The 23,999-nt window shown below is 68.6% G+C and carries 24 protein-coding genes and 1 pseudogene; 14 read left to right on the forward strand and 11 right to left on the reverse strand.

The window, feature by feature from the left end:
* The 5 genes and pseudogenes from NL1_RS18395 to NL1_RS18415 form a co-directional block, all read right to left on the reverse strand.
* Positions 1-596 (reverse strand): annotated as a pseudogene (locus NL1_RS18395) (AAA family ATPase); the annotation flags it as partial.
* A 66-nt stretch (positions 597-662) separates the two neighbouring features.
* Complete coding sequence (locus NL1_RS18400; protein ID WP_067840985.1) at positions 663-1,094, reverse strand: hypothetical protein; 432 nt, start codon at positions 1,092-1,094, stop codon at positions 663-665.
* 66 nt (positions 1,095-1,160) lie between these two features.
* Positions 1,161-1,514, reverse strand: coding sequence for a UBP-type zinc finger domain-containing protein (locus tag NL1_RS18405; RefSeq protein WP_067840987.1), 354 nt, complete (start codon positions 1,512-1,514; stop codon positions 1,161-1,163).
* Positions 1,515-1,790: 276 nt separating this feature from the next.
* Positions 1,791-3,272, reverse strand: coding sequence for an ATP-binding protein (locus tag NL1_RS18410; protein ID WP_067840989.1), 1,482 nt, complete (start codon positions 3,270-3,272; stop codon positions 1,791-1,793).
* A gap of 16 nt (positions 3,273-3,288) precedes the next feature.
* Positions 3,289-4,956, reverse strand: coding sequence for an NAD(P)/FAD-dependent oxidoreductase (locus tag NL1_RS18415; protein WP_067841095.1), 1,668 nt, complete (start codon positions 4,954-4,956; stop codon positions 3,289-3,291).
* Between the two features lie 517 nt (positions 4,957-5,473).
* Here NL1_RS18415 and NL1_RS18420 point away from each other — a divergent pair.
* Positions 5,474-5,929: an SRPBCC family protein gene (locus NL1_RS18420; RefSeq protein ID WP_067840991.1), complete on the forward strand. Its 456-nt coding sequence runs from the start codon at positions 5,474-5,476 to the stop codon at positions 5,927-5,929.
* Positions 5,930-5,993: 64 nt separating this feature from the next.
* Here NL1_RS18420 and NL1_RS18425 read toward each other — a convergent pair whose 3' ends face one another.
* Positions 5,994-7,022, reverse strand: coding sequence for a beta-ketoacyl-ACP synthase III (locus NL1_RS18425; RefSeq protein ID WP_067840993.1), 1,029 nt, complete (start codon positions 7,020-7,022; stop codon positions 5,994-5,996).
* Between the two features lie 226 nt (positions 7,023-7,248).
* Here NL1_RS18425 and NL1_RS18430 point away from each other — a divergent pair, with 226 nt between their 5' ends.
* The 6 genes from NL1_RS18430 to NL1_RS18455 all read left to right on the forward strand — a co-directional run bounded on the left by NL1_RS18430 (position 7,249) and on the right by NL1_RS18455 (position 12,162).
* Positions 7,249-7,521 (forward strand): GlsB/YeaQ/YmgE family stress response membrane protein, encoded by a 273-nt coding sequence (locus NL1_RS18430; protein WP_067840995.1) that lies wholly within the window; start codon positions 7,249-7,251, stop codon positions 7,519-7,521.
* Between the two features lie 100 nt (positions 7,522-7,621).
* Positions 7,622-8,335, forward strand: a complete 714-nt coding sequence (locus NL1_RS18435) for a phosphatidylserine decarboxylase (protein WP_067840997.1) — start codon at positions 7,622-7,624, stop codon at positions 8,333-8,335.
* Entirely contained in the window at positions 8,335-9,237 is a 903-nt protein-coding gene (locus NL1_RS18440; protein WP_067840999.1) for a CDP-alcohol phosphatidyltransferase family protein, read from the forward strand. Before NL1_RS18435 ends, NL1_RS18440 begins: the two co-directional genes overlap by 1 nt.
* A gap of 35 nt (positions 9,238-9,272) precedes the next feature.
* Positions 9,273-10,166: an RNA polymerase sigma-70 factor gene (locus NL1_RS18445; RefSeq protein ID WP_444980021.1), complete on the forward strand. Its 894-nt coding sequence runs from the start codon at positions 9,273-9,275 to the stop codon at positions 10,164-10,166.
* Positions 10,167-10,262: 96 nt separating this feature from the next.
* Positions 10,263-11,351: an NAD(P)/FAD-dependent oxidoreductase gene (locus NL1_RS18450; protein ID WP_067841000.1), complete on the forward strand. Its 1,089-nt coding sequence runs from the start codon at positions 10,263-10,265 to the stop codon at positions 11,349-11,351.
* A gap of 70 nt (positions 11,352-11,421) precedes the next feature.
* On the forward strand, positions 11,422-12,162 hold the full coding sequence (locus NL1_RS18455) for a Clp protease N-terminal domain-containing protein (RefSeq protein WP_067841002.1): 741 nt from the start codon (positions 11,422-11,424) through the stop codon (positions 12,160-12,162).
* A 175-nt stretch (positions 12,163-12,337) separates the two neighbouring features.
* On the opposite strand, the gene NL1_RS18460 is transcribed toward NL1_RS18455, so the two are convergent.
* Both NL1_RS18460 and NL1_RS18465 read right to left on the reverse strand, forming a co-directional pair.
* A complete protein-coding gene (locus NL1_RS18460) occupies positions 12,338-14,395 on the reverse strand; it encodes an NAD(+) synthase (RefSeq protein WP_067841003.1) in 2,058 nt (685 codons plus the stop codon).
* Positions 14,396-14,441: 46 nt separating this feature from the next.
* Entirely contained in the window at positions 14,442-15,116 is a 675-nt protein-coding gene (locus NL1_RS18465; RefSeq protein ID WP_067841006.1) for a suppressor of fused domain protein, read from the reverse strand.
* Between the two features lie 155 nt (positions 15,117-15,271).
* Between NL1_RS18465 and NL1_RS18470 the strand changes: the two genes are divergently transcribed.
* Together NL1_RS18470 and groL are read left to right on the forward strand one after the other, a co-directional pair.
* Positions 15,272-15,574 carry a hypothetical protein gene (locus tag NL1_RS18470; protein WP_067841008.1) on the forward strand — a complete coding sequence of 101 codons (303 nt, stop codon included), beginning with the start codon at positions 15,272-15,274 and terminating at the stop codon, positions 15,572-15,574.
* 282 nt (positions 15,575-15,856) lie between these two features.
* Positions 15,857-17,482: a chaperonin GroEL gene (gene groL, locus NL1_RS18475; RefSeq protein WP_067841098.1), complete on the forward strand. Its 1,626-nt coding sequence runs from the start codon at positions 15,857-15,859 to the stop codon at positions 17,480-17,482.
* A gap of 146 nt (positions 17,483-17,628) precedes the next feature.
* Here groL and NL1_RS18480 read toward each other — a convergent pair whose 3' ends face one another.
* From NL1_RS18480 to NL1_RS18490, 3 genes are all read right to left on the reverse strand, one after another.
* Complete coding sequence (locus NL1_RS18480; protein WP_245673375.1) at positions 17,629-18,369, reverse strand: DUF6585 family protein; 741 nt, start codon at positions 18,367-18,369, stop codon at positions 17,629-17,631.
* Positions 18,370-18,555: 186 nt separating this feature from the next.
* Positions 18,556-19,245 (reverse strand): ZIP family metal transporter, encoded by a 690-nt coding sequence (locus tag NL1_RS18485; RefSeq protein ID WP_067841012.1) that lies wholly within the window; start codon positions 19,243-19,245, stop codon positions 18,556-18,558.
* Between the two features lie 24 nt (positions 19,246-19,269).
* Positions 19,270-20,250: an SMP-30/gluconolactonase/LRE family protein gene (locus tag NL1_RS18490; RefSeq protein WP_067841014.1), complete on the reverse strand. Its 981-nt coding sequence runs from the start codon at positions 20,248-20,250 to the stop codon at positions 19,270-19,272.
* Between the two features lie 111 nt (positions 20,251-20,361).
* Between NL1_RS18490 and NL1_RS18495 the strand changes: the two genes are divergently transcribed.
* From NL1_RS18495 to NL1_RS18515, 5 genes are all read left to right on the forward strand, one after another.
* Positions 20,362-20,826 carry a MarR family winged helix-turn-helix transcriptional regulator gene (locus tag NL1_RS18495; RefSeq protein WP_245673377.1) on the forward strand — a complete coding sequence of 155 codons (465 nt, stop codon included), beginning with the start codon at positions 20,362-20,364 and terminating at the stop codon, positions 20,824-20,826.
* 36 nt (positions 20,827-20,862) lie between these two features.
* The gene (locus NL1_RS18500; protein ID WP_067841015.1) at positions 20,863-21,273 is read left to right on the forward strand and encodes a DMT family transporter; all 411 of its coding nucleotides are present in this window, start codon (positions 20,863-20,865) and stop codon (positions 21,271-21,273) included.
* 126 nt (positions 21,274-21,399) lie between these two features.
* Positions 21,400-22,059: a DUF8020 domain-containing protein gene (locus NL1_RS18505; RefSeq protein ID WP_067841017.1), complete on the forward strand. Its 660-nt coding sequence runs from the start codon at positions 21,400-21,402 to the stop codon at positions 22,057-22,059.
* Positions 22,060-22,270: 211 nt separating this feature from the next.
* A complete protein-coding gene (locus NL1_RS18510) occupies positions 22,271-23,065 on the forward strand; it encodes an HAD-IIA family hydrolase (RefSeq protein WP_067841019.1) in 795 nt (264 codons plus the stop codon).
* A 279-nt stretch (positions 23,066-23,344) separates the two neighbouring features.
* Positions 23,345-23,950 (forward strand): TetR/AcrR family transcriptional regulator, encoded by a 606-nt coding sequence (locus NL1_RS18515; RefSeq protein ID WP_084510729.1) that lies wholly within the window; start codon positions 23,345-23,347, stop codon positions 23,948-23,950.
* The last annotated feature ends 49 nt before the right edge of the window (positions 23,951-23,999 follow it).

Raw genomic sequence — 23,999 nt, forward strand, 5'->3', positions numbered from 1 at the left:
GCCGCCGCCGCGCGCTCCGCGGCGTCCAGTGCCGCGACCGCCCCCGCGCCCCAGACGACGGCCGTATTGGGCTGCACGCTCACCGGCCCGCGCACCGGATCGGTGGCGGTGACGGTGAGCAGTTCGGTGGTCCACGCGATGCCGAAGGTGCGCGACAGCGCCTGACTGGCCGCCGACGACGGAATATCCGGTCCCAGGTCGCGCGGCAGCAGCGATACCGCGTCGCCCACCGTGACGACCTTGCCGAGCAGCGCCTGCCGCAGCGTGGCGGCCGGAATGCTGCGGGTGGCATGCAACGAACCGCTCACCGAGATCTGCTTGGCGCCGAACACCGGGGCGGGGGAGACCACCACGGTCGCGTTCTCGCGCAGGCCCGCGTTCGACAGTGTCACGTCGTCCAGCAGCGCGACGCCCGCCGGCGTGCCCGCGGGCGCGATACCGACCACCGCCGCGGTATGCCGCGAGCCCGCCAGCGCGACCCCGTCCCATTCGCGCAGGCCGAGCGCCGTCAACGCCTCCGGATGCAGGCGCACCACCCCGCGTCTCGCGTCGGCGGCGGAAGGATTCAGTCGAGCGGTGAGCGCCAGTTCAGCCACTGTGCCATTCTGCCCGCGTTGGCGCGCGGGTGGGCGAGACCGCAGGTGAATGCGAAGACTGGACGACTAGTTCGCGGGCTCGATGATCCGCGCGGCCACCGCCACCGGCTTCTCGGCATTGCTCGCCGACAGACACACCAGCTTGGCGGTGCCGAGCGCGACATTCGGGCTGCCCGCGAACGGGCTGTCCGGATTCTCGGCGAGGATCTGCTCGATCACCTGCTTCTCGGCCTCGCTGTCGAGCCCCTTGAACTCACCGCACGTGGTGCGCGTGGCCGGGCCGAGAACGGACGCGTCGCTAGGCGCGGCGGTCGCCGCGTTGGCGGAGGTGATCGGCGCCGAAGCGCTCGTGGTCGGCGCCTGCGTCGCGCTGGCGCTCGCGACCGTACTGCCCTTGCGCAGGCCGCTCGCGTCGGTGGACTCGTCCGACCCGCCGCAGCCGGTCGCCGCCAGAGCCACCGCGCCCGCGGCTAGGACGATGACGGAAATTCGCTTCATTTGGTGCTTTCCGGTGCCACACAGCGCCGGAGCCTCCGGCGCGTCCGCAGCAGCGTACCGGACCATTCAGTGAATGTGCGCTTGCCAATCCGCGGGAACCCGGCCGCGCGGGCCGGGCACGCCCTGATCGGCCGGGTGACTGTGCGGGGGAGCCAGCTCGGGGCCGCCGCCGTACATTTCCTCGCTGCGGAAATCCCAGAACCAGTCCTCGCCGGGCTCGAAGCTCTGGATGAAGGGGTGGCCGGTGTCCTTGGCGTGCTTGGTGGCGTGCTGGGCGGGGGAGGTGTCGCAGCAGCCGATGTGGCCGCACTCGGCGCAGCGGCGTAGGTGGACCCACCAGCCTTGCTCGGCTTCGCATTCGAGGCAGCCGGGGCCGGTGGGCGGGGTAGCCGGATTGATGCCCTCGATGGCTTCAGTCATTTCCGAGCGCCTCCTTTAGGTGTGTGGTTTTTGTTGATGGTGCGGTTTCCCAGGGCGGGTGTGCGGGCTGTGTTTTTGGCGCGCTGGCGCGCGCGTGTTCGCGGCCCCCTGGTGTCTCGCGTCCGAGCGTTCGAGACTCGCGCCTGCGGCGCATGCGTCTCGAACGCTCGGACGCGAGACGGGCCGCGAACGGGCTCGTAAGACTCGCCCCGGGGGTGGTCGGGAGGGTGGGGATGTTGCTGTTGCTGTTCTGTTGTGAGGTGCCGTTTTTGTGGGTCAGGGGGCTTCTAGGGCGCCTTCTTCATTCTGCTCTGGGCGGTGTAGTGGGAGGCGGACTGTGAAGCGGGTGTCGCCTGGTTCGGATTCGACTCGGATGTCGCCGTTGTGTTTGTTGACGACGATGCGGAAGGAGATGTCCAGGCCGAGGCCGGTGCCTTCGCCGACCGGTTTGGTGGTGAAGAACGGTTCGAAGACGCGGCGGAGCGCGTCGGCGGGGATGCCGGGGCCGGTGTCGCCGATCTCGACTACGGCGCAGTCGTTTTCCTTGCTGGTCCGCACGGTGAGGGTGCCTTTGCCGCGCATCGCGTACACCGCGTTGTCGATCAGGTTCGTCCACACCTGGTTGAGTTCGGCGGCGTAGCAGGGCAGCGGCGGCAGGGTGCGGTCGTACTCCTTGACCACGTGCACACCGTCGCCGAGCTTCCTGTTCAACATCACCAGGGTGCTGTCGAGCAGCTCGTGGATGTCGACGACCTGGAACGGGGCACGGTCCATCTGCGAGTACTGCTTGGCGGCGTCGACCAGTGTGGAGATCCTGGTGGTCGAATCCGCGATCTCGTTCATCAGCAGCTCGGTCTCGATGGTGTAGTTGAGCCAGCGGATCGCGCCCTCGAACACCTTGTTCGGGCAGCCCTCCAGGGTGCCCCACACCCGTTCCAGCCAGTCCACGTCGAATCCGGCCTGCACGAAGTTCGGCGCCAGCACCCAGCTGTCGGCGATCTCGTGGTCCTCGAGCCATTCGCCGAGCAGGTCCTCCCGGTCGGCGGCCTCCATTGGGCTCAGCTCGGGAGCCTTGGCGACCTGGGCCGCCGCCTCCTCTTGCAGCCGCACCAGGGTGACGAGCACGTCCGGCTGGAACTTCCCTTCGGCCATCATGGCCAGCTTGTGCCGCATTCCCGCGACCCGCTCGCGCAGGCCTGAGGTGGCGCGCACCGCCGCGGCCGCCGGGTTGTTCAGCTCGTGGGTCAGGCCCGCCGACAGCGAGCCGAGCGCGAGCAGCCGTTCCCGCTCCGCCACGCGCTGAGTGGTGTTGCGGCTGCCGAAGAACGCGCCCTCCAGCAGGTGCACCGCCATCGGGAACCACTCGTGCATCATGCGCGCGAAGGTGCCCGCGTCCAGCACGTAGAACCGCGACTTGCGGGTGACGTACATCGAACCGGTGTAGTTCGGATCGGCCTTGTCGCCCAGGTACGCGCTCCACGCGCCCGCGTAGGCGCCCTTGTGGTCGGTGCGGTTCAGCTCGATCTCGGTGCCGCCGGACAGTTTGGTCAGCCGCACCTCGCCGTCCATCAGGACGTAGAAGCAGGTGGCCGGATCGCCTTCGCGGAAGACGAGTCCCGGCTCGATGTATTCGATGCGCCCGTCGGCGCACAGCCAGGCCAGCTGGTCGTCTTCGAGTTTCTCGAACAGGAACAGGGTGCGCAGCTCCGCCGGATCGCAGACGAGATGCGAACGGCGCGCGGCGTTTTCGAGTGTCACAACAGTCCTCCTGACGTCACGCCAGATACCGGTGTACGAGCATGACCGCCATCGCGCCCTCGCCGACCGCCGAGGCGACCCGCTTGGCGGACTCGGCGTGCACATCGCCCGCGACGAACACGCCGGGCACGCTGGTCTCCAAATGGTGTGGCGGACGGGGCAATTCCCAGCCTGTCGGTCTGGCGCCTTCGATCATGAGATCCGGCCCGGCCAGCACGTATCCTGCCTCGTCGCGTGTGACCACGCCGTCGAGCCAGTCGGTCTGCGGCGCCGCACCGATGAAGAGGAACAGCCGCTCGGCCTCGGCCTTCTCTTCCGCGCCTGTGACCTTGTCGCGCAACATGATCCGTTCCAGGTGGTCGCTGCCGTCGGCGGCGGTCACCTCGGTGTTGGTGTGCACCTTGATGTTCGGAATCTGCGCGATCTGCTGGATCAGATAGTGCGACATGGACTTCTCCAGCGAGTCCGCGCGCACCACCAGGTGCACGGTGCGGGCGTTGCGGGACAGGAAGACCGCCGCCTGCCCGGCCGAGTTGGCGCCGCCGACGATGTAGACCTCGTGATCGGCGCATTCGGACGCCTCGGTCATCGCCGAGCCGTAATACACTCCGCGACCGGTGAATTCGTCGACGCCCGGCGCCGGGTGCCGTCGATAGTCCACGCCGGTCGCGATGATCACGGTGTGGCCGCACAGCGTGCCGCCGTCGGCGAAACGTACGGTGCGCGCCGAACCGTTGACCTCCAGCCCGACCACCTCGCGGGTGGTGATCACCTCGGCGCCGAACTTGGCGGCCTGCCGCCGCGCCCGGTCGGCCAGCTGCGCGCCGGAGACCCCGTCGGGGAAGCCGAGATAGTTCTCGATTCGGGAGCTCTGCCCGGCCTGCCCGCCGGTCGCGGTGCGTTCGACGAGCACCGTGCGCAGGCCCTCGGACGCGCCGTACACGGCCGCGCCGAGCCCGGCGGGACCGCCGCCGACCACGATCAGGTCGTAGAAATCGCCGGTGGGGGTGACGTTCAGTCCGACGCTCTCGGCCAGCGCGCTGTCGGTCGGCTGGACCAGCGCGTCACCCGAAGCCGTGATCACCACCGGACATCGGTCCGGGTCGGCGCCCGCGGCCTCCAGCAGCCGGACGCCCTCCGGTTCGTCGGCGAGGTACCAGCGGTATGGCAGCTGGTTGCGGGCCAGGAACTCGCGGACCTGCGAGGAGCGCGGCGACCAGCGGTTGCCGACCACCTTCGTCCCGGCCACCGGCCGGTGTTCGCTGCTGCGCCAGGCGTCGAGCAGTCCGTCCAGCACCGGGTAGAGCTTCTCCTCCGGCGGGTCCCACGGTTTGAGCAGGTAATGGTCCAGGTCGATCACATTGATCGCGTCGATCGCGGCGTTGGTGTCGGCGTAGGCGGTCAGCAGCACGCGGCGCGCGTAGGGATGCAGGTCCATGGCCTGCTCCAGGAATTCGATGCCGTCCATGCCCGGCATCCGGTAGTCGGCGATCAGCACGGCGACCTGCTGGCCGCGCAGTTTCATTTCGCGCAGGGCCTCGAGCGCCTGCGGGCCGGATTCCGCGCGCAGAATCCGGTAGTCGGCGCCGTAGCGGCGGCGCAGGTCGCGCACGACCGCGCGGGAGACGCCCGGATCGTCGTCGACGCTCAGGATTACCGGTTTCGTAGCAGCGGGTGCAGTCACCACAAAAGTATGTCGCTTCGGCGGCGGAGTGTCGCCGTCGTTTCTCGCCCCCTCGAGTCACCCCCCGGCGCCCCGCGCCTGGGCGCAGCCACGGCCATCCGCGCGGCTGGGCTCAGAGTCGGTGGTGGAGCACGATATCGAGTTCGCTCGGCGTGAGCAGTCGCTCCAGCCGTTCCTCTTGGGCGAGCTTCTTCGCGGTTCGACGAGGAATCGCACCGCGCTCGGCAGACCCGTCATCGGGTTCCGAGGAGGGAAGCAGTGGGACTTGGTCCGACTGCCGACGATGAAGAAGCGAGCGAAGTTTCACGGCCGATCACCTCACGCTGGACGGGAAAGCTGGTGGCAGTGGCTTGTGCTTCGTCTATCCGCAATTGTGCGCGGTCCATTACGACTACCGGCAACCAAAAGGCCAAAATGTGACACAGTTGTCTTCCAGGCGCTCCCGTTTAGGATGTCTGTTACTCGTCGTACACACATGTGTCTGGTTTGTCCGGACCGCGCATTCCCGGAGGCAGCGTTGCCCAACCATCTCGAAGCGACCGTCGATATTGCCGCGCCCCCGGAGCGCGTCTGGCAGATCGTCTCCGACCTCCGGCGCATGCCCGAGTTCAGTCCGATGACGGTCCGGATGATCCCGCTCGGCACGCCCAAGGCGGGCACCTGGACCGTGAACTGGAACAAGGACGGCCGGAAGCGTTGGCCGACCACCTCCCGCATCGTGCGGTTCGAGCCGAACCAGGCCTTCGCGTTCCGGATGATCGAGAACCACACGGTGTGGAGCTACACCCTGGAGCCGACCGCGGACGGTACTCGGCTGGTCGAACGTCGTGACGTGTCCAACGGCGTTGCCTGGGTGATCCGCAAGGTCATCGACGCCGCGCTCGGTGGTGAGCCTGCCTTCGAGGCCAACCTGGTCCGGGGCATGAACGAGACGCTCGCCAAGATCAAGGCCGCGGCCGAGTCGGGCGCCTGACCCTTCCACCAGCGAAAACGGCTGTGCCCTCGCCCCGGACGAGGCGAGGGCACAGCGGAGAAACCTACTTCCAGTTCGGCAGGGTGACGACCTGCGCCGCGTAGGACAGGCCAGCGCCGAAGGCGATGAGCAGCGCGGTGTCACCCGGCTTCGATTCGCCGTTGCGCAGCAGCGCCTCCATGGCCAGCGGGATGGACGCGGCCGAGGTGTTGCCGGTCTCCTCGATGTCGTTCGCGAGCGCGCAGCTCTCCGGCAGCTTGAGCACGCGGGCCATGATCTCGATGATCCGGCCGTTGGCCTGGTGCGGGATCATCGCCTGCATGTCGTCGGTGGAGAGTCCGGCGCGATCGATCGCGTCGCGGCACACCTTCTCCAGCGAGTGGGCGGCCCACCGGAAGACGGCGGTGCCCTCCATGGTCATGTACGGCCGGACCGCGTCGAGGCCCTTCTCGTCGATCTCGGCGAAGAACTCCATCCAGTCCTTGTCCTGGCGGATCGCGCGATGCTGGGTGCCGTCCGAGCCCCACACGGTGGGACCGATGCCTGGCTCGTCGGACGGGCCGACGATCACGGCGCCCGCGCCGTCGGCGAACAGGAACGCGGTGGAGCGGTCGGTCATGTTGATGGTGTTGGTCAGTTTCTCCACACCGATCACCAGCACGTTCTTGGACGTGCCGCACCGAACGAGGTCCGACGCCAGCGCCAGCGCGTGACAGAACCCCGCACAGCCCGCGGAGACATCGAACGCGGCCGCGCCGTTCATGCCGAGCTCGGTGGCGATGCGCGGGGCGGCGGCGGGTGTCAGCAGCAGATGCGTCGACGTGGCGACGATGACGCAGTCGACCTCGTCGACATCCACGCCCGCCGATTCCAGCGCGCCGCGCGCCGCGCCCACGCTCATGCTCTGGATCGTCTCGTCCTCGGAGGCGAAACGCCGGGTCTTGATGCCCGACCGGGTCCGGATCCACTCGTCACTGGAGTTGATCGGTCCCGCCACTTCGTCATTGGTGACCACCCGGGCCGGGCGATAGACGCCGAGCCCGAGGATCGCGGTGTGCTCAACCCCGGTGGTCTGGGCGATTCGAGCAGACATGATGGATCTCCTAATACCTGCGGCGCTGCTGCCGGGGATCCGGCGGAGCCTCGAACTCCTTCATCGGTTCGCCCACTTGTCACGGAAGCGTAGACATGAGGCTCCCTCATATTACCCGAGGGTTGCCACCGGGAGTGCTTATTCTCACAACCGCCGGGTATATCAGCGCCAAACACGTCAGCGGTACCGGCGCGGCGTGTATCCCCACTATCGATGCGAGGTCACCATGCTCGGTCTCGGGATTATCGGCTGGATCATCATCGGCGGTCTCGCCGGCTGGATCGCCAGTAAAATCATGAAAACGGACGCCCAGCAGGGCATCCTGCTGAACATCCTCGTCGGCGTCGTCGGCGGTCTGCTCGGTGGATTCCTGCTCAAGCTGTTCGGCGTCGACGTCGAGGGCGGCGGGCTGTGGTTCAGCTTCTTCACCTGCCTCGGCGGCGCGGTGATTCTGCTGTTCCTGGTCCGCCTCGTCACCAGTCGCCGGGCCATGCGCTGACCGGGACGTACCACAAGCTCCTCCCGTAAGGTGTGAACGCTTGCGCCGGACCTATCGTTGAAGGGCGCAACCGACTGCATCTAGCACGAAAGAGGAGCCTGTGGCACGCCGTCCCACCCCGCCCGGCACGCCCGAAACGACCGGCGTCGGCCACGTCGTCGATCTGGTCCGGGCCGCTATCCCCCCGCTGCATCCGGCGGGCCTGCCCTTCGTCGCCGCGCCGCTCGCGGTCGCGGTAGTGGGCGGCAAGCGCAAATGGGTGCGCCGGACGGGTCTGCTCGCCGCGGCGGCCTGCGCCACCTTCTTCCGCCACCCGAAGCGGGTCCCGCCGAACCGGGCAGGCGCCGTCGTCGCCCCCGCCGATGGTGAGATCGCCCTGGTCGACACGGCCGTGCCGCCCGCGGAACTCGGGCTCGGCGATCAGCCGCTGCCGCGGGTGAGCATCTTCCTCTCCGTGCTGGACGTGCACGTGCAGCGCACCCCGGTCTCCGGTGTGGTGCGCGCGGTGCATCACCAGGCGGGCCAGTTCCGCTCTGCCGATCTGCCCGAGGCCAGCTCGGTGAACGAGCGCAACAGCATGGTGCTCGAGACCCCGGCGGGCAAGCAGCTGGTCGTGGTGCAGATCGCCGGTCTGCTCGCCCGGCGCATCGTCTGCGACGCGCAGGTCGGCGACGTGCTCACCATCGGCGACACCTACGGTCTGATCCGTTTCGGCTCCCGGGTCGACACCTACTTCCCCGCGGGCACCGAGCTGCTGGTGCAGCCGGGGCAGCGCACCATCGGGGGCGAGACCGTCCTGGCCGTGTTGTCATGATGGAAGCGGCTGTGCCCACCCAACGGCGCAGGCGCCGCAGCGTCCGGCTGCTTCCGAGCATCGTGACCATCCTGGCGCTGTGCTCCGGTCTGTCCGCGGTGAAGTTCGCGCTGGACGGCGAACTCGACATCGCGCTGGCCATGGTCGGCGCGGCCGCGGTGCTGGACACCCTCGACGGTCGCCTGGCCCGCATGCTCGACGCCACCACCAAGATGGGCGCGGAGCTCGATTCGCTCTCCGACGCGATTTCTTTCGGCGTCGCGCCCGCGCTGGTGCTGTACATCGCGCTGCTCGACCAGAACAGCGCGGGCTGGATCATCGCGCTGTTGTTCGCGGTGAGCATCGTGCTGCGCCTGGCCAGGTTCAACACGCTGATGGACGACGACACCCGACCCGATTGGTCGCGTGACTATTTCGTCGGCGTTCCCGCGCCCGCGGGCGCGCTGATCGCGCTCGTGCCGATCGCGCTGTACGTGCAGTTCGGCGACGGCTGGTGGGTCGGCTTCTACGAGGTCGCGGCCTGGACGGTGTTCGCAGGGGCGTTGTGCGTCAGCACGATTCCGACGCTGGCGATGAAGTCCGTGTCGGTGGCGCCGCAGGCAGCTGCCGGGCTGCTGGTACTGGTCGCGGTGGCGGCGGCCCTGCTGGTGACCTATCCGATCGTGCTGCTGCTGGTGCTGGTCGCGCTCTACCTCGGCCACATTCCGTTCGCCTGGTATTCGCAGCGCTGGGTGGCGGCCCGGCCGGAGACCTGGGAGCACAAGCCCGCCGAACGCCGTGCTCAGCGCAAGGCGCAGCGGCGCAGGCCCGCCATCCGGTCCGGCATCCGCAGCTCGAGCGCGCGGCTGCGGTTGCGCAGGCCGGGCGGCCGGAAGGAACAGACGGACGAAGTAGTTCGCTGATATCGACGAACGCGGCCGGGCGAGCGCGGAGGAAGGTGACGGTGGAACCCGACGGACTGCGCGAATTCCAGGCGCATCGCCCGCGGTTGTTCGCGCTCGCCTACCGCATGCTCGGCTCGGCGGCCGAGGCCGAGGACGCGGTGCAGGAGACCTACCTCCGCTGGGACGGCACCGACCGGGCCGCCATCCGGTCCGCGGAGGCCTGGCTGACCACCGCCGTGGTGAATCTCTGCCGCACCTGGCTGGTTTCGGCAAGGGCGCGGCGCGAGACCTACACCGGCCCGTGGCTGCCGGAACCCGTGCCGACCGCGAACGGCGAACTCGGCCCGCTGGAGACCGTCGAGGAACGCGAGCTGGTCTCGCTGGCGCTGCTCACCGCGCTGGAGCGGCTGAGCCCGGTGGAGCGCGCCGTCTTCGTGCTGCGCGAGGCGTTCGGTTACGCCCATCGCGAGATCGCCGACATGCTCGACCTCACCGAGGCGAGCTCGCAGCAGACCTACCGGAGGGCCGGTCAGCGGGTGCGCGACGGGCGGGCGCGCTTCGACGTCGAACCCGGTCATGCCAGGGCGCTGATCGAACGTTTCCTCGCGGCCGCGCGCTCCGGCGAGGTCGACACGCTCGGGCGGATGCTCGCTGCCGACGCCACGGCCACCGCGGACGGCGGCGGCCGGATCAGTGCCGCGCGGCGGCCGGTGCACGGCGCCGACCGGGTGGCGCGCTACCTCGTCGGCCTGTTCCGCTGGGAGGTCCCCGGCATGGCGATCGGGATCGAGGAGGTCAACGGGACACTCGCGGTGGTCGTGCGGATCGCCGAAACGCCGATGGTGATCGTCGGGTTCGATCTCGACGGCGACAAGGCGCGCGAACTGTACCTCGTCGTCAACCCCGACAAGCTGGCTTATTTCGCCGCGGCCGATCGGGCGTCGTAGCTGGTCGTCCGGTGTGACGCGGCTCATGCCGCGGGCTGTCAGGAAGCGGCGGCCTACCCAGTCTGAGTGGTATCGGCCAACGAGAGGAGCCACATCATGACCGGGAAACAGCACATCGTCGTTCTGGGCGCCGGATACGCGGGCCTGGCCGCGGCACGGCGGCTTGCCGGGCGGGCGGGGGCAGCGCAGATCACGGTTGTCGATGCCCGCGCCGAGTTCGTGGAGCGGGTGCGGTTGCACCAGCAGGTCGCCGGGCAGCGGTTGCGTCGCTGGGACTTGGCAGAAATCTTGGAGCGCAAGGGTATTCGGTTCGTCCTTGCGCGAGCGACACGCATCGACGCCGCGGCCAAGCGGGTCGAGCTGGATCGCGGTGATTCCGTCGGCTACGACGTGCTGATCTACGCGCTGGGCAGTCTCGCCGATCGCGGCCAGGTCCCTGGCGCCGCCGAGTTCGCCAAGTCCGTTGCCACACCAGAGGACTCGGCATGGGCCGCGAACGGCGGAACCATCGCCGTTGTCGGCGCTGGCGCCACCGGCATCGAGCTGGCCGCGGAACTGGCCGAGTCCCAGCCGGATTCGCATGTCGTGCTGCTCAGTGCCGACGAACCCGGCGCCTGGCTCTCGGCGAAGGCCGCCGCGCACATCCGGGCGGTGCTGGAGAAGCTCGGTGTCGAGATCCGCGCGGATGTGAAGGTGGTCGAGGTGACCGCGGACGGTGTCCGGCTCGCGAGCGGTGACTTCGTCGAGGCCGGGACCGCGGTCTGGACCACCGGATTCGGCGTGCCCGATCTCGCCGCCCGGGCCGGTCTCGCGGTGGACGGCGCTGGCCGGGTGCTGACCGACGAATCCCTACGCTCGATCTCGCATCCGGAGATCTACGCCGCGGGCGACAGCGCGGTGGTCGCCGGTCCCGGCGGGCGGTCGCTGCGGATGGCGTGCGCGACGGCGCTGCCGACCGGCAAGTACGCGGCCGACGCGATCGTGGCGCGGATGCGCGGGCGGGAACCGCGTGACCTGCGGTTCCGGTACATCCTCCAGTGCATCAGCCTCGGCCGCCGCGACGCGGTCATCCAGGCGCTGCACGCCGACGACACCCCGGCGCGAACCGTGTTGCGCGGGCGGCTCGGAGCCAAGGTCAAGGAGACCATCGTGCGCGGCGCGGCGACCGCCGCGGGGTTGCGATAGCGGCGCGGGCGTCGAACAAGATCGTCAACTAAAGGTTGACGATGCTCATGCGTCAACTTATGGTTGACGCATGACTTCTTCGATTCGTCTCGACGACCTCATCACCGCCATCAAGAAGGCTCGGCCGGACAACGCGCTCGAGCAGCTCTCCGACGCGGTCATCGCCGCGGGGCACCTCGGCGAAGTGGCCGATCACCTGATCGGCCACTTCGTGGACCAAGCCCGCCGCTCCGGCGCGTCCTGGACCGATATCGGCGTCAGCATGGGCGTCACCAAGCAGGCTGCGCAGAAGCGGTTCGTGGCCAAGGGACCCGGCGACCCCGGCGACGCGGCGGCGATGGACCCGAACGCGGGATTCGCCAAGTTCACCCCCCGTGCCCGCGCGGTGGTGATGGCCTCGCAGGAGGCCGCGCTCGCCGCGGGCAACAAGCTCATCGGGCCCGTACACCTGGTGCTCGGACTGCTGAGCGAGCCCGAAGGTCTTGCCGCCAAGGAGATTCTCACCGCGGGCCTCGGCCTGGACGAGGTGCGCGCCGCCGCGACCGCCGCGCTGCCGCAGCCCGAGTCCGACGGCGCGGAAGCTCCCACCGGTCTGGTGCCCTTCGACGCCGAGGCCAAGAAGGCGCTCGAACTGACCTTCCGCGAGGCGCTTCGCCTCGGCCACAACTACATCGGCACCGAGCACATCCTGCTCGCCCTGCTCGAACAGGAGAACGGCGCGGGCCTGCTGACCGGCCTCGGCATGGACAAGGCGAAGACCGAAGCGCATCTGGTGGAACTGCTTTCGGTGATCGCTGCGCAGAAGCCATGAGGACGGGAAGCCGCGGCGTTCGGGTGGTGCTCGCTGCCCTCGTTGCCGTGGCACTTCGCCCTGTCGCCAGAACGCGTTGCGATGGGCGGATGGTGTTGCCGCTCATCGGTTTTCGGTACGCCTACGCCGAATGCGCGCGGCGCCGACGGATCGTGCGGGCCGCGCGCCGACGCGCTCACGGCACGTTGCGCTCGAGCTCGTCCAGCCAGGCGGCGGCCGAGGCGTCGCTGGGAGCGCGCCAGTCCCCGCGCGGCGAGAGCGAGCCGCCGGAACCGACCTTCGGCGCGTTGGGCAGGGTCGACCGCTTGAACTGGCTGGTCTGGACGAACCGCCGCAGGAATTCGGCGAGCCAGCGCTTGATGGTCGGCAGATCGTAGGCGTGGCGCTGGTCGGCCGGGATCAGGTCGGGCCACGGTCCGCGCTCCGGGTCCGACCAGGCGTGCCTGGCCAGGTACGCCACCCGGCTCGGCCGATAGCCGAAGCGCAGCAGGTAGTACAGGTGGAAGTCCTGGAGTTCGTACGGGCCGACGGTGGCCTCGGAACTCTGGCCGGGACCTTCGGCATCGGCGTCGGCATGCGGGATGAGCTCCGGTGAGATCTCGGTTCGCAGAACGGATTGCAACACCTTTGTCGCCTCCGGGCCGAACTGTCCGGTGTCGGCGGCCCAGGCGATCAGGTATTTGATCAAGGTCTTGGGCACCGAGGCGTTCACGCTGTAGTGGGCCATGTGGTCGCCGACGCCGAAAGTGCACCAGCCGAGCGCCAATTCGCTGAGATCGCCGGTGCCGACCACCAGCGCGCCGTGCTGGTTGGCCAGCCGGAACAGATGCGAGGTGCGCTCGCCCGCCTGCACGTTCTCGTAGGTGACGTCGTACTGCGGAACTCCCTCGGCGGCAGCGTGATTCAGATCGCGCAACATCTGGGTCGCGGCGGGCCGGATGTCGATCTCCGCCGCCGTCACCCCGAGCGCCGCCATCAGCCGGTGCGCATCGGTGCGGGTACGGGCGCTCGTCCCGAACCCGGGCATGGTGTAGGCCAGTACGTTCGCGCGGGGCAGTCCGAGCCGGTCCATGGTCTTGGCCGCCACGATCAGCGCCTGGGTCGAGTCGAGCCCGCCGGAGACGCCGATCACCAACCGCCGCAGCCCGGTCGCGCGCAGCCGGGTGGTCAGGCCCTCCACCTGGATGTGGTGCACCTCGGCGCAGCGTTCGTTGCGCGCGGCCGGATCCGCGGGAACATAAGGGAAGCGCTGGATTTCGCGGCGCAGAGGTACCACGGTCTCCGGTATCGGCAGGTCGAATTCGACGCGGCGCATGGCGCCGAGCCGTTCGCGGTGATCGTGCACGTTGTCGGCGAAGCTGGTGGTGCGGAGGCGGTCGGCGGCCAGTCGTTGCAGGTCGAGATCGGCCGTCACCAGCTGCGGGTGGTCGGCGAAGCGTTCGCCCTCGGCGACGAGGTCGCCGTTCTCGCACACCAGCGCCTGCCCGTCCCAGGCCATATCGGTCGTCGACTCGCCGTGTCCCGCAGCCGAATACAGGTAGGCGGCGAGGAATCGCGCCGAATGCGAGGCGCACAGCGCCCTGCGGTAGTCGGCCTTGCCGATCACGATGTTGCTGGCCGAGAGATTCACCAGCACCGTCGCCCCGGCCAGCGCGGCGTAACCGCTCGGCGGCAGCGGCACCCAGCCGTCCTCGCAGATCTCGAGGTGAAAAGTGAAGGCCGCCAAATTGGTCGCGGTGAACAGCAGATCCGCGCCGAACGGTGCGCGCTGCCCCGCGATGGTGATCTCGCCCGCGAGATTCTCTCTGGCGGCGGCGAATTGGCGCTTCTCGTAGAACTCGCGATAGTTCGGCAGATAGCTCTTGGGCGCCGCGCCGAGCACCCGCCCGCGGCAGACGGCGATGCCGCAGTTGAACAGCCGTCCCTGGGTGCGCACCGGCGCGCCGACGACGAGCACCGTGTCGATGTCCGCGCTCTCGGCGACCACCCTGGCCAGCGCCGCGTCCACCGCGTCGTCCAGCGCGTCCTGGTGGAACAGATCGTCGGAGGTGTAAGAGGAGAGGCCGAGCTCGGGAAACACCGTCAGCGCCGCACCGTCGGCGGCCGCCTGGCGCGCCAGGCGCAGCGTCTCCTCGACGTTGTACGCCGGATCGGCGACCCTGACCCGTGGCACCGCGACCGCGACCCGGGCGAACCCGTGCCGGTACAGCGAATCGAACGGCAGTCCGCCCATCTCGTCCCCTTTCGGGATCGAACGCGATCGTGGTCCACCGCGGAATCTACGCGCGTCCGCGCAATCCGCCGCCCCAACTCGGCCACTGCGCCTGCGGCTTGGGGGCGGCGACCAGCGATTCCCGATCGAGATCGGTGACGAACAGCGGCAGCCGCGGCGCGAGACCGTCCAGCAGCGCGAGCAGCTTTCCGCCCAGCGCGGTCTGGTACTCGGTCGTCGTCAGCCCGACCATCTGGAGGAACGTGACCCGGCCATTGGGGGTGGCGATGCTGCCCAGCTCCGGGTCGGTGACGAACCCGACGGCCTGGATCGCCGAATCGGGCCGGTCGGGGGCGAGGTGGCCGTTGGCCTTGATGGTGTGGCCCGGTTCGAACGATTTGCCCGATTGGAAGACGTACCTGGCGAGGTTCTGCAAGAAGTGCGCGGGCCAGATCGGCGGCTGCACTGTGGCCGCGTCGCCCGCCAGCCGGAACGTGAATTCGAATCCCCACCCGGAGACCTCCGGGTCGCCCCATTCCTTCTCGCCGAGCTCGCTCATGCCGTACCCGATGTAATGCCAGTGCGGGACCGGATCGGTCCGCGGGTACGCGCTCACACCCTCCAGCGGATCGGCTCCGCCCAGTGACCAGGGGTGCCCGACCGTCCAGTGCACCGGAAGTAGCTCGCCGTACAGCTGTGCCAGGACGCCATCGATCGCATCCCGGCCGGGTCCAACACTCACCCGGTAACTGTAGGGGGTCGGTGCGGGCGCAAATTTCCGCAGACGCCGCCCTCTGGCGTCGATTTGCGGTCTCGGTCCCGGCGCGCCGGGCGTGTGGAGTATGCCAGCGGGTTGCTCGACCGGGCGTTGTCACCGCCGACCGCTAAGCTATAGCGATGGCGGATGAATCGACAGACACGGATTCCGACCTAGTAGCGGGTGAACATCGCGCCGATCTGCTGCGCGCCCTGTCGTATGTGTCCACGGAATCCGGGCCGGATGGCGAATACATCGTGAACGGTGATCTGCCGCCCGAAGTGGCGCCCCCGTTCATTCGAGCCGTCATGCGCGTGGAGGCCGAACTGCTGTTGCACGACGCCGAGCTCGTCACCGTGGACAACGAGGAACCGAGGACGCCGGAGGATCGGCGCACCGATGCGTTGATCGCGCTGATGCTGCGCCTCGACGACCGGCGCTGACCGGCGCGGCCGCGGACGACATCCCGTCCTCGGCTTGCACACGGCCGGAGCGAAGAGTGGTCCGGCACCCCGGCCCGGACCTTGCACTCGGCACCCCCGAGTGCTAGAAATGGCTTTGGCACTCTCGACCTGTGAGTGCCAGGGTCGGGACGGTGAGGCCGGGTTTCATCGACACCCTCGGTCGTCCGTCGCGGGCACCGAACCTGGCCAGCGTAAATGGGGCGATCCAACCAGCGGTCGTCCTGTGTGTCAGCCATACACATGGAGGATCTCAACAACGCCATGGCCAAGACAATTGCGTACGACGAAGAGGCTCGCCGCGGCCTCGAGCGGGGTCTGAACAGCCTCGCCGACGCGGTCAAGGTGACGCTGGGCCCGAAGGGTCGCAACGTTGTCCTGGAGAAGAAGTGGGGCGCCCCCACGATCACCAACGATGGTGTGTCCATCGCCAAGGAGATCGAGCTGGAGGACCCGTACGAGAAGATCGGCGCCGAGCTGGTCAAGGAAGTCGCCAAGAAGACCGACGACGTCGCGGGCGACGGCACCACCACCGCCACCGTCCTGGCTCAGGCGCTGGTGCGCGAGGGCCTGCGCAACGTCGCGGCCGGCGCGAACCCGCTGGGTCTGAAGCGCGGCATCGAGAAGGCCGTCGAGGCCGTCACCGCCAAGCTGCTCGACACCGCCAAGGAGGTCGAGACCAAGGAGCAGATCGCTGCCACCGCCGGTATCTCGGCCGGCGACGCGTCCATCGGTGAGCTGATCGCCGAGGCCATGGACAAGGTCGGCAAGGAAGGCGTCATCACCGTCGAGGAGAGCAACACCTTCGGCCTCCAGCTGGAGCTGACCGAGGGCATGCGCTTCGACAAGGGCTACATCTCGGGTTACTTCGTGACCGACCCGGAGCGTCAGGAAGCGGTCCTCGAGGACCCGTACCTGCTGCTGGTCGGCTCGAAGGTTTCGACCGTCAAGGACCTGCTGCCGCTGCTGGAGAAGGTCATCCAGGCCGGCAAGCCGCTGCTGATCATCGCCGAGGACGTCGAGGGCGAGGCCCTGTCGACCCTGGTGGTCAACAAGATCCGCGGCACCTTCAAGTCCGTCGCCGTCAAGGCTCCGGGCTTCGGTGACCGCCGCAAGGCTCAGCTCGCCGACATCGCCATCCTGACCGGTGGCGAGGTCATCAGCGAAGAGGTCGGCCTCTCGCTGGAGACCGCCGGTGTCGAGCTGCTCGGCCAGGCGCGCAAGGTCGTCGTCACGAAGGACGAGACCACCATCGTCGAGGGCGCGGGCGACGCGGAGGCCATCAAGGGCCGCGTTGCGCAGATCCGCACCGAGATCGAGAACTCCGACTCGGACTACGACCGTGAGAAGCTGCAGGAGCGTCTGGCCAAGCTGGCCGGCGGTGTTGCGGTCATCAAGGCGGGCGCGGCCACCGAGGTGGAGCTCAAGGAGCGCAAGCACCGCATCGAGGACGCCGTCCGCAACGCGAAGGCTGCCGTCGAAGAGGGCATCGTCGCCGGTGGTGGCGTGGCCCTGCTGCAGTCGGCTCCGGCGCTGGACGCGCTGAACCTGACCGGTGACGAGGCCACGGGCGCGAACATCGTGCGTGTCGCGCTGTCGGCTCCGCTGAAGCAGATCGCCTTCAACGCCGGCCTCGAGCCCGGCGTGGTCGCCGAGAAGGTCTCGAACCTGCCCGCGGGTTCCGGCCTGAACGCCGACTCCGGCGAGTACGAGGACCTGCTGGCCGCCGGCGTTGCCGACCCGGTCAAGGTCACCCGTTCGGCCCTGCAGAACGCGGCCTCCATCGCGGCCCTGTTCCTGACCACCGAGGCCGTCGTCGCCGACAAGCCGGAGAAGGCCGCCGCTCCCGCCGGCGACCCGACCGGTGGCATGGGCGGCATGGACTTCTGATCCCCGGATCAGCGAGTTCTCGCTAGTCACGAAGGCCGGTCCACCCTCGGGTGGACCGGCCTTCCGCGTATCGCGAGTCCTGTGGTGCTACACCACCGGGCCCTCCTACGGTGCTGCGCGGCCGAATGATTCGTCGCGCGCCGGACCTATGTGGTCGGGTCCGGGGCGGTGGCCGGGAGGCGGAGGCGTTCGGCTAGTTCGTTGAAGATGTAGAAATTCGGGATGGCGGCGACGGGGGCGAGGGAGATCCAGGTGCCGTCGACCTTGATGCGGACCAGGCCGCTGCGGGCGTCGATGAGCTGGATGCGTTCCCAGGGGTAGGCCTGGTTGCGGAAGATGAGGGCCGTCAGTTCCAGGCCGATGTCGCCGAATTGCATGATGTCGCCCCGGTCGATGGTGGCGACGGCGCGCGGCAGCTGGGTTCCGGTGATGGCCGACTGGATCGCCCTGCCCCATTCGCGCGCGTCGGCGAATTCGGTGTCGTCGAAGGAGGCGTGCGCCCCGTCGGGGCCGCTCATCGCCAAGGAGTACTCGGCGCGCGAGGTGTTCTGGAACGGGATGACCTGCTGGCGGACTTCGGCCGTGTCCCAGCGGAACCCGGCGATCTGCTCCCCGGTCCGGTAGACGGTCATGCCGTGGTCGAACAGATCCAGCCGGGCCGAGCGGTTCTGGCGGTTCTGCCGCCCGCGTACCGAGGCCAGGGTGGCGGGCACCAGCGCGACGACACCCACCGCGACACCGGCCACGAGAGATCCCACCGCCGCGCAGATGACACCGACCGCGGCGAGTCCGCCCGCGACGATGCCGCACCCGCGCACGAACGTGTCGCTCACCGGTGCGGGGAGATAGGTCTGGCGGTGCGTGCCGAGCTTTTCGTATTCGGCCATCAAGTGGACAAGCTGCGACAGCGGTATTGCTCGCCGGACGTCGGTTCCGCCTGCACCGTCCTCCGGCATGCTCGGAGTGGTCAATAGTCCCTCCATGAGGCGGTTTTCATCCGCGCGAAGCGTATGCCACCGGACCGGATACCGCTACTGCAACCCCCCGGAAATTGCGTCGGTGTCGTCACGGGATCAGCCCTGGAGAACGAAGGCGACCAGAAAACCTGCTGCCGTGGCCATTCCGACCCACCAGCCGCCCTCGCGATAAGCCTCCGGCATCAGCGAATCGGCGAGCACGGCGATGGTCGCGCCGCCCGCGAAGGCCTGCACCACGCTGATATGGGTCGCGGACAGATTGTCCGACAGACTGTTTCCCAGCACGGTGACCAGGACGAGCACCGCGCCGGTCGCCGCCCACAATCCGAAGGCGCGGGCCTTGTCGAATCCGTGCTCGCGACGCATCAGCGCCGAGCCGCCAATGGCCTCCGGCACGTTGCCGACGGCCACCGCGACCAGCAGCACCAACCCGCCGCCCGAGCTCAGCGAGACGCCGAGCGCGAGGTTCTCCGGCACGCCGTCCAGGATGGTGCCGAGCATCAGCGCCCAGCCGATGGCGGCCGGACCCAGCCTGGTCTCGATCAGATGGCTGGCGACCACGTAGACCCCCGCGCCCGCGAACAGCGCCGCCCCGGCGATCAGCGCGCCCGCCTGATGGAAGGCCGGTTCGAACAGTTCCGAGGAGACCGCGGCGATCATGGTGCCCGAGCCGAAAGCCATCAGCGAGGCGAGCAGCGCTCGAGGCAGCGTCCAGCGCAGTCCGATCGCGGCGCCGACGAGCAGCGGCACCGCGGTGCCGAGGCCGTAGAGCAGTGCGGTCAGCATGCGGCTCACCCTAGGGCGTACCGCTCAGATGCCGGTGACCGCGACGACGCGGAAGACGCCCGGCGTGCCCGCGGCCATCGGTCCGCCCTTGTCGAACTGTGAAGCGACCACCAGCATTCGCTCGTCGTCGCGCACCAAAGTGGTTGGAATGCTCAGTGACTCGTCGGTGAGCTGTTCGTCCAGCCGCGCCGCGGCGCCGTCGTCGGTCACCGTCCAGCGCGAGAGGGTGTTGGTTCTGTTGTGCGCCGCCCACAGCGTGTCGCCGCGCAGGTCGAGGCCGTCGGCGTTGGTCATGTCGCCGCCGCGCAGGTCGACCTTGCGGATCGGCGCGGCGGCGGTGAGGTCGACGCGATAGAGGTCGCCGCCGACCATGTCGACCACCAGCAGGTAGCGACCGGACGCGTCCACGACCAAGCCGTTGAGGTTGAAGGACCCTTGCTCGCGCGGCTCGATGACACCCGCCAGCTCGAATCGCGGTGTCAGTTCCCCGCGCCCGCCCTGCGCGGCGGTCGTGGTCACCTGGTCGGGCGTGACACGGTAGACCACCGCGCGGACGCTGTCGGTGAGGTAGGCGGTGCCGTCCGGCGCGATGACGACGTCGTTGACGAAGCGGGGGTCGGCGCCGGGCACGTCGAAGCGGGCGATCAGCGCGCGGGTCGCGGTGTCGTACACGGCGACGCCTGCGGTCGAGTCGGTCACCCAGAGCCGGCCTGCCCCGTCCACTTTCATGCCGTTGGCGGTCTTTCGTCCGTCGGCGCCCTCGGGCAGGAAGACCTCCGCCCGTTCGTCGCCCGGGGTGGCGCGGTAGATCGTGCCGGTGCTGTACGAGCCGACATAGGTGTCGCCGGTGCGGGCGTCCCGCGCGATGCCTTCGGGGTAGACGCGATCGCCGGGGAGTTCGTAGGCCGTGCTGACCGGCGCGGCGTCATCGGGGGAGCCGCACGCGGTGATCGCGGTGGCGGCCAGCGCGACGGCGGCGATCGCAAGGGTGCGCGTGGTGGACATGCTCGAGCCTTTCGATGATGGAGTCAAATCAAAGAACGAATGCGAACATAGATTAGAGTTCTAATGATCGTCAAGGTTCTAATGAAATGACGAGCGGATACGATGCCAGGCATGACGTCCATGCCCGCCTCCGAACGCATCGGCTCCTATGTGAAGCGCGCGGAGCAGGCGCTGACCATGGCGAAGAACGCCGCGCTGAAGCCGACGGGCATCACGGTGGCCCAGTACTCGGCGCTGCTGTTCCTCTCCGAGAACCCGGGCATTTCGGCGGCGGCCCTCGCCCGGCTCTGCGGCGTCACGCCGCCGACGATGAACACCGTGCTCACCAACTTGCAGGAGCGCGGGTTCATCGAACGGACACCGCACGCCTGGCACAAGAACGTCCTCGAAACGCGTCTCACCGAACGCGGCGAGGCGGTGATGCGGGACGCCGACGCGCGCGCGATCCGGGTGGAACGGGCGCTCGACGCCGCGTTCACCGCCGCGGAACGCGACACCCTCCTCGCCCTGCTCACCCGCTGCGCCGACGCCTACGACGCGACCCGAACTCAGGACACTTCCACCTCGACGGAGTAGCGCGGTCGTCGCCGCAGCCCTCGGTAGTCTGCGCTCATGACGCACCCGCTCGCGATCGGCTTCGCGCTGGTCGCCGCGCTGTGCATTGCGTTCAGCGCCGTCTCGCGTCAGCGGGAGGCCGCGCGGGTGCCGGATGCCGATCTCGGTCGTTTCGGCGCGATCGGCAGCCTGGTGCACCGGCCGCGGTGGTGGCTCGGGACCGTCGTCGGCGCGGCCGGTTACGTGTTCCAGGCGCTGGCGCTCGGCCGCGGCTCGGTGCTGCTCGTGCAGTCGCTGTTGGTGAGTTCGTTGCTGTTCGCCCTGCCGCTGGCCGCGCCCTTGCGCGCTCCGCGGCGACCGAACCCGTTGCGGCCCGCTGATTTTCGCTCGACATTTGCTCGAATTGGCTGGTGGATCGGCAAAACTGTTGTAGCGCAACGGTTCCGCATTGTTGGGTATGTCACATGATTTGATTTGTTCATCGTGCGCCGACTACGAATGAGGCGTTCACATCGCACGTTACGACGTTCGATTTTCCGGGGGGAATACGACGGTTCACGTCGTCCGGGGGTCGGGGTCGGGAGGGAGATTTCGATGTTCCATCGCACTGCACTGCGGATCGGCCGCACTGCGCTCATCGGTGTGCTGCCGCTGGCGGCGGCCGCCACCTTCGCCGGGGCCGGCGCGGCCTCGGCCGACGGCTACGCCGATCAGCAGGCGCGGCTGGCAGGCGCCATGTCGACGTCGGGCCAGGCCGCCGAGATCGGCTACCACACCACGGTGGCGCCGGACCTGAGCGCCGTTTCCGCCAAGCTGGATGCCGGCACGTTCGTGCTCGGTGAGTCCTCGGTCAAGGTCGTCGACGCCGCAGGCGCGGCGGTCACCGAGCTTCCGCTCCAGGTGACCACCCCGTCCGGGACCGCCATCGCGCTGGACGCGAAGGTGTCCGAAGACGGCCGCACCCTGTCGGTGGAGACCCCCGAGGTCTCGGCCGCCACCGGCGCCGAACTGAAGGACATCGCGACCAATCCGCAGGCCCAGTACCCGGATCCGGTCATGAACGGCGCCGCGGCCGGCGCCGGTGTCGGCGCGGTCCTCGCCGCCATCACCTGCATCCCCACCCTGGCGGTCTTCATCGTCGGCTACGGGCTGTGCGCGGTGGTCGGTGTGATCACCACCGGCATCATGGGCGCCGTGATCGGCGCGATCGTGGGCACGGTCGTGCCCGATGCCATTCCGCAGGTGCTGCCCTGACATACGGCAGCTGAGCCGAACAAGGAAAGGCGCTGCGCCGGAACACATCCGGCGCAGCGCCTTTCTGTTTTGCATCGAGTCGGGGATCGGAATGCCGGGACCGGCCGTGGTCGCGTGCTCGGTTGGAAGGCTTCGCGGTGAGTACGCCAGGTAGACGCCCGGTCCGCGCGTTCCGAGGGCGGGAGCCTCGCTCCGGTCGTAGGCTGAATTCATGTCGGGCGGCGAGATCAGAGGCGTGCTCTACGACATCGACGGCGTGCTGGTTACTTCGTGGCGGCCGATCGACGGAGCACTGGCCGCCGTGTGCGAATTACGCGAAAGAGGTTTGCGCCGAGCATTTCTCACCAACACCACGTCGAGTACCTGCGCCGAGATCGGCAAACGGCTGACGACGGCCGGATTCGAGATCGATACCGAGGAAATCGTCACGGCGGGCCGGTTGACCGCCGAATTCCTGCGGCGCCGCTATCCGGGTGCGCGGGTCTGGGTGTTGAATCACGGGGACATCGCCGAAGATCTCGCCGGGCTCGACCTCGTCGAGGAACGTCCCGATGTGGTGGTGATCGGCGGCGCCGGAACGGAATTCACGCATCGCGCGCTCAGCCGCGTGGCCGAGTTCATGCTGGACGGCGTGCCCGCCGTCGCGATGCAAGGCGGTCTCACCTGGGCCACCGCCGACGGCTTGCGTATCGACGCGGGCGCTTATCTTCCGGGGCTTTCGGCGGCGGGCAATGCGGAGATCGAGGTGATCGGCAAGCCCGCGCCGACGGGATTCCGCACGTGCGCGCAACTCATGGATCTGGAGCCCGCGGAGATCGTAATGGTCGGGGACGACCTGCATTCGGATGTGCTTGCCGGGCAAGCCGTCGGCATGACCGGAGTACTGGTCCGTACCGGTAAATTCCGGCCCGGCGTGCTCGCGGCCGCCGAGACCGCTCCCGACCACGTGATCGACTCCGTCGGTGCGCTGCCGGAACTGCTGTCGACCAGCGGCGACAGCGGGTGAAGAAGAGGGACCGGTCCGTTCAAAAAAAGTTCTACTAAATTCCTCCAAAACCCTTCCTGCGCGGCGCAACCCTCGGTATCGTCCGTGTCGGCAAACAGCCAGTGACAACGGAGCCGCGATGGTCGGATTGGAGGAACGGTTGATCTAGCTACCAGGCTGACAACTTTCGGCTAACGCGCGGTCAGTCGAAGGTTGAGACGAAGGGCCCGATCCATGACGAGGGGATCGGGCCCTTCGGTATTGTCTGCCCCAATGTCACAGGATGCGAATACGGGACGAATGTATGCCGGGCAACCCGTAGAGGACCGGCAACGCCAGCGGCGTGCGCGTTTTCTGGAATCAGGCCTGACGGTCTTTGCGCGCGACGGATACGCCAATAGTTCGGTGGGCGCCATCTGTAAAGACGCCGGGCTCTCCTCACGACAGTTCTACGAGGAGTTCACCGGGCGCGAGTCGCTCCTACTAGAGCTCTACGAGCAAATCGACAGGGAGTCCCGCGATGCGGTGACGGCCGCGCTGGACAAGAAGACCGACGCGTCGGCGCTGGAGCTCATCGACGCCGCGGTGCGCGCCTACGTCGAGTCCATCGGGGCCGATCCGCGCAAGGCGCGGGTGGCGCTCGTCGAAGTGGTCGGCGCCGGACCGAAGGTGGAGAAGTTCCGCCTCGAGCTACGCCGCGTGTGGGGTTCGCTGCTGGCCAGCGCCGCCGAGGACGCGGCCATGCAGGGCGAAATCCCGCCTGGCGACTACGAAATGCGGGTGCTGGCGATCATCGGCGCGGTCAACTACGTGGTGGATTCGTGGAGCGGCTCGGATCCGCGCCCGCCGCTGGACGACGTGATCCGCGTACTCAGCCGCGTGATCATGGGCGCCGTCGGCGCGTAGCAGACCGGGTGGTCGGGCTGCCCCCGCGGCGGTGCATACCGCCGCGCGG

This window comes from Nocardia lijiangensis NBRC 108240 (genome assembly GCF_001613045.1).
GTDB classification, from domain to species: domain Bacteria; phylum Actinomycetota; class Actinomycetes; order Mycobacteriales; family Mycobacteriaceae; genus Nocardia; species Nocardia lijiangensis.